Below are 4535 nucleotides of genomic sequence, written 5' to 3'. Positions count from 1 at the left end.
GTACAAAATCTGCTCCTACAACGAAAACCTATCTTCTTTGAATTCTCACAGTCTGGGCACTTATATTCTATGTATCCATTTGCAATCGACCCACAATGCATCATCTTTTTGACTTCACTTAGCACATTTTTTCTAATCTTATGACCATACAATTTGACAAAATCATCCCAATGATCAATAAATATTTGTCTTAGAATCCCTTTTCCCATATCAAAACTCCGCTTACATATTTTTACTGTTAATAAATGGTTAATTCTTCTATGTCCTGATTTTACTCTCTTACATGCCTATTATTATATCAAAAAAATTTATACTTTCTTATACAATAAAAAAATTGTTATTTTCTATGGATAGTGCCGCTGTAATAGAATTTTCCTATGGGAACCTACTTTATAATAAATAGATTCTACAAACTTTGAAAATAATAAATGAAAAGGAGGAGTGCATAATGGCAGAAAACAGATTTAAAGAAAAAAATCTAGCTATTCCTATTGAAAACCAGAGAACTGCTGCCTGGTCAAACGTTGAAAAAATGAAAGAAGAATCAAGAGTTCCAATTCCTTCTGATGTTCAAGTGAAAAACGCTAAGGAATATGTGGATACCAATCAAAAGTAAGGTTCTTTTTCAAAAACTCCTTTTGCTATCTAAAAAGGGAAATCCACCATTGTGTGGATTTCCCTTTTTAGCTTAGTATTTCATTTCTGCCAACCTTCGATAGGTTTCATACTTCTCTTTTGCATGCTTCTCAGCCTGTTCAAATAATTCGTCTGCAATATCCGGGAAGGTGTTCATGATCTGAGAGTAACGAATCTCACTCTCTATGAATTCTCTAAAAGGTGCCTTTGGCTCCTTGGAATCCATTATAAATGGGTTTTTGCCCTGTTCTCTTAACCTTGGATCATAGCGGTACAGATGCCAGTAGCCTGCTTCCACCGCTCTTTTCTCTTGAGCTACACTGGTACCCATACCGGTCTTAATTCCATGACTTACACAAGGAGCGTAACAAATCACAATGGATGGTCCTTTATAGGACTCTGCCTCTGCCAATACCTTGACCACATGATTCATATTGGCACCCATAGATACCTGTGCAACATAGACATAACCATAACTCATAGCAATTAAGCCAAGATCCTTCTTCCGTACCCTCTTTCCCGACGCAGCAAACTTAGCTACTGCAGCGGTAGGAGTTGCCTTAGAGGATTGTCCACCGGTGTTGGAATAGATTTCTGTATCCATAACCAGAATATTAACATCTTCTCCGCTTGCAATCACATGATCCAAGCCGCCAAAACCAATATCGTAGGCCCATCCGTCTCCTCCAATAATCCATACGGATCGTTTCACCAGGAAGTCCTTCTTCTCCAGAATTTCTTTTACTACCGGATCATTTTTATAAAGATCTTTTTCCATGATGGACAGCAGCTTTATGGTTGAAGCCTTAGATGCATCTCCATCATCCATATGCTCTAACCACTCTTTAAACCCTTCTTGCAGCGGTTTATCAATACCTGATTCTATAGCATGAAGCATTAGGTTTTTTAACCCTTCTCGAATTTTGCTGGCCCCTAAATAGAATCCATACCCATATTCCGCATTATCTTCAAAGAGTGAGTTTGCCCAGGCAGGTCCTCTACCGTCCACGTCAGTGGTATAGGCCATAGAGGGTGCACTGGCCCCCCAAATGGAAGAACAGCCTGTTGCATTGGCAATCATCATTCTATCCCCATAAAGCTGGGTCAGCAGCTTCACGTAGGCAGTTTCACCGCAGCCGGCACAAGCGCCATGGAACTCCAGTAATGGTCTTGCAAACTGGCTTCCTTTAATAGTCTTTTTATCCATTATATGATCTTTATCTCTAATAGTCATTGCATATTCCCAGTTTTCAGACTGACGAATGGTTTCTTCCTCTGCCTCTACCATGACCAATGCCTTTTCCGGTGCAGGACAGATATCTGCGCAGTTAGCACAGCCTGTACAATCCATAGGACTGAGTTGTATACGATATTCATATTGCTCAAGACCCTTACCCACAGCCTTTTTGGTTTCAAATGTATGGGGTGCATTTTTCTTTTCATTTTCATCTAACAGGAAAGGCCTAATTACAGCATGGGGACAAATATAGGAACATTGATTGCATTGGATGCATTTATTGGTCTGCCACTGGGGCATCAATACTGCAATGCCTCGTTTTTCATAGGTAGTGGTTCCCATGGGGAAGGTTCCGTCTTCCATACCTTTAAAGGCACTGACTGGCAGTTCATCGCCCTCATGTCTCGCCATAGGCCGCTGAATACGCTTAACAAATTCAGGCTCATCCTTGATAGGCAGCGGCTCATCCTCTGCATTGGCCCATGCTGCAGGTACCTCAACCCTTTTCAAACCCTTAACCCCTGCATCTACGGCCTCAATGTTCATATCTACAATCTGCTCACCTTTTTTGCCATAGGTGTCTACAATAGCCTCCTTTAGATATTCCATTGCATCCTCCAGTGGAATGACATTGGCCAATTTAAAAAAGGCAGACTGCATGATCATATTGATTCGGTTGCCTAGTCCTATTTCACCAGCTATTTTAATCGCATCGATGATATAGAAATTGATATTTTTCTGTGCTAAATATCGTTTTAAGTATGCTGGCAGCTTTTCATCCAGTTCATCTGCTGACCATGGACAGCTCAGCACAAAGGTACCGCCATCCTTTAGTCCTTTTAAGATATCATAGTGATAAATAAAGGATTTGTTATGACAGGCGATAAAGTCTGCATTATATACGAGATATGGAGATCGGATAGGCTTTTTCCCAAAACGAAGGTGGGAGATAGTCGTTCCCCCAGACTTTTTGCTGTCATAGGAAAAATATCCCTGGGCATATAAATTGGTCTTATCCCCTATAATCTTAATGGCATTCTTATTAGCTCCTACGGTACCGTCGGAACCTAATCCCCAGAATTTGCAGCGGATGGTTCCTTCCGGAGAGGTCTCTATGATATCTTCCTCCGGCAAAGAGGTGTCGGTTACATCGTCCACAATTCCGATAGTAAATCCATTCTTAGGTTTATCGGACATCAGATTTTTATAGACCGCAATAATCTGAGAAGGTCTCGTATCCTTAGATCCTAGTCCATAACGTCCGCCGATAATCATTGGTTTTGTGTCTTTATCATAGAAGAGGGACTGAACATCTAGGTATAATGGTTCCCCTATAGCACCGGGTTCCTTTGTTCGATCCAATACTGCAATCCTTTTTACTGATGGGGGCAGGATCCCAAAGAAATACTTTGGTGAAAAAGGCCTGTATAAGTGAACCTGAATCAACCCTACTTTTTCTCCTTTTTCCCGTAGGTAGTCCACTGTTTCCCGGATGGTATCACATACAGAGCCCATGGCTACAATCAAATATTCAGCATCCTCTGCACCATAATAGTTAAAAGGCTGATAATCTCTTCCTGTAATTTTACTGATCTCATACATATAGTCTGCAACAATATCCGGCACCCGTTCATAATAGGGATTGGATGCCTCTCTGCCCTGGAAATAAATATCTGGATTTTGTGCAGTACCCCGCATCACCGGATGAGCAGGATTTAAAGCGCGATCTCTAAATTCCCGCAATGCCTCTCTATCTAAAAGCTTTTCCAGGTCCTCATAATCCATCAACTCTATTTTCTGGTATTCATGAGAGGTTCTAAATCCATCAAAAAAGTGTAGGAATGGTACTCTGGACTTAATTGCTGCCAGATGGGCAACCCCTCCTAAATCCATAACCTCCTGGACACTGCTGGATGCCAGTAGGGCAAATCCTGTTTGTCGTGCAGCCATTACATCCTGGTGATCTCCAAAAATCGATAGTGCATGGGCAGCTATGGCACGGGCACTTACGTGAAATACTGCCGGAAGCAGTTCGCCCGCTATTTTATACATATTGGGAATCATTAAAAGCAGTCCCTGTGCTGCAGTATAGGTAGTAGTCAATGCACCGGCCTGTAAAGACCCGTGTACGGTTCCTGCTGCGCCTGCCTCCGATTGCAGTTCTGCTACTCTTACAGTTTGACCAAATATATTTTTCTTTCCATGAGCTGACCACTCATCAACTCCCTCAGCCATCGGCGATGAAGGGGTGATAGGATAGATTGCAGCCACTTCTGTAAAGGCATAGGATACGTATGCCGCGGCTTCATTTCCATCCATTGTTTTCATCTTTCTTGCCATCATCTTTCCTCCCTCTGGTTAGATTTTCTTTATATGATTCAACAAATAGTATTTGAAATTTTTGGATAATCATACATGGAAGTAGAGGGAGTTTTTTTTCACTTTCTCTCTATGCATATTATACAAAGCATGAAGAGTATATGGAGTAGTTTAATAGTTTATAAAGTCAGATTCGAGGCATATCTAATCTGCTAAAATAGATTGAATTATCTGAAATAAACTTAGGGAAATAAATTTTTTAAAACTATTTCAATATCATAGGCGTCAACGTAATCCAATTATTTCCAAATAAACCTTAGAAGCATGTCATTCTGAGCGTTAG

The 4535-nt window shown here is 40.9% G+C and carries 3 protein-coding genes; 1 reads left to right on the top strand and 2 read right to left on the bottom strand.

Features of this window, described 5'->3' with window-relative positions:
* Nucleotides 1–209 (bottom strand): transposase zinc-binding domain-containing protein (locus BUB56_RS18940; RefSeq protein WP_190014777.1); only part of this gene is annotated, 209 nt, incomplete at its 3' end.
* Between the two features lie 239 nt (nucleotides 210–448).
* On the opposite strand from BUB56_RS18940, the gene BUB56_RS18935 reads away from it, so the two are divergent.
* Complete coding sequence (locus tag BUB56_RS18935) at nucleotides 449–616, top strand: CDIF630_02480 family spore surface protein (RefSeq protein ID WP_110942804.1); 168 nt, start codon at nucleotides 449–451, stop codon at nucleotides 614–616.
* Between the two features lie 72 nt (nucleotides 617–688).
* Here BUB56_RS18935 and nifJ read toward each other — a convergent pair whose 3' ends face one another.
* Nucleotides 689–4213: a pyruvate:ferredoxin (flavodoxin) oxidoreductase gene (gene nifJ / locus BUB56_RS18930; protein ID WP_110942803.1), complete on the bottom strand. Its 3525-nt coding sequence runs from the start codon at nucleotides 4211–4213 to the stop codon at nucleotides 689–691.
* Nucleotides 4214–4535: the final 322 nt, after the last annotated feature.

It is taken from the genome of Geosporobacter subterraneus DSM 17957, from assembly GCF_900142145.1.
Taxonomy (GTDB): Bacteria; Bacillota; Clostridia; order Peptostreptococcales; family Thermotaleaceae; genus Geosporobacter; species Geosporobacter subterraneus.
Note: the sequence above shows the minus strand (reverse complement) of the source record. Positions and strands in the feature narration are given on the sequence as shown.

Bases quoted from the DNA above. Each gene is read 5' to 3' on its own strand.
- BUB56_RS18935 (WP_110942804.1), top strand. From the start codon at position 449: ATGGCAGAAAACAGATTTAAAGAAAAAAATCTAGCTATTCCTATTGAA.
- nifJ (WP_110942803.1), bottom strand. From the start codon at position 4,213: ATGGCAAGAAAGATGAAAACAATGGATGGAAATGAAGCCGCGGCATAC.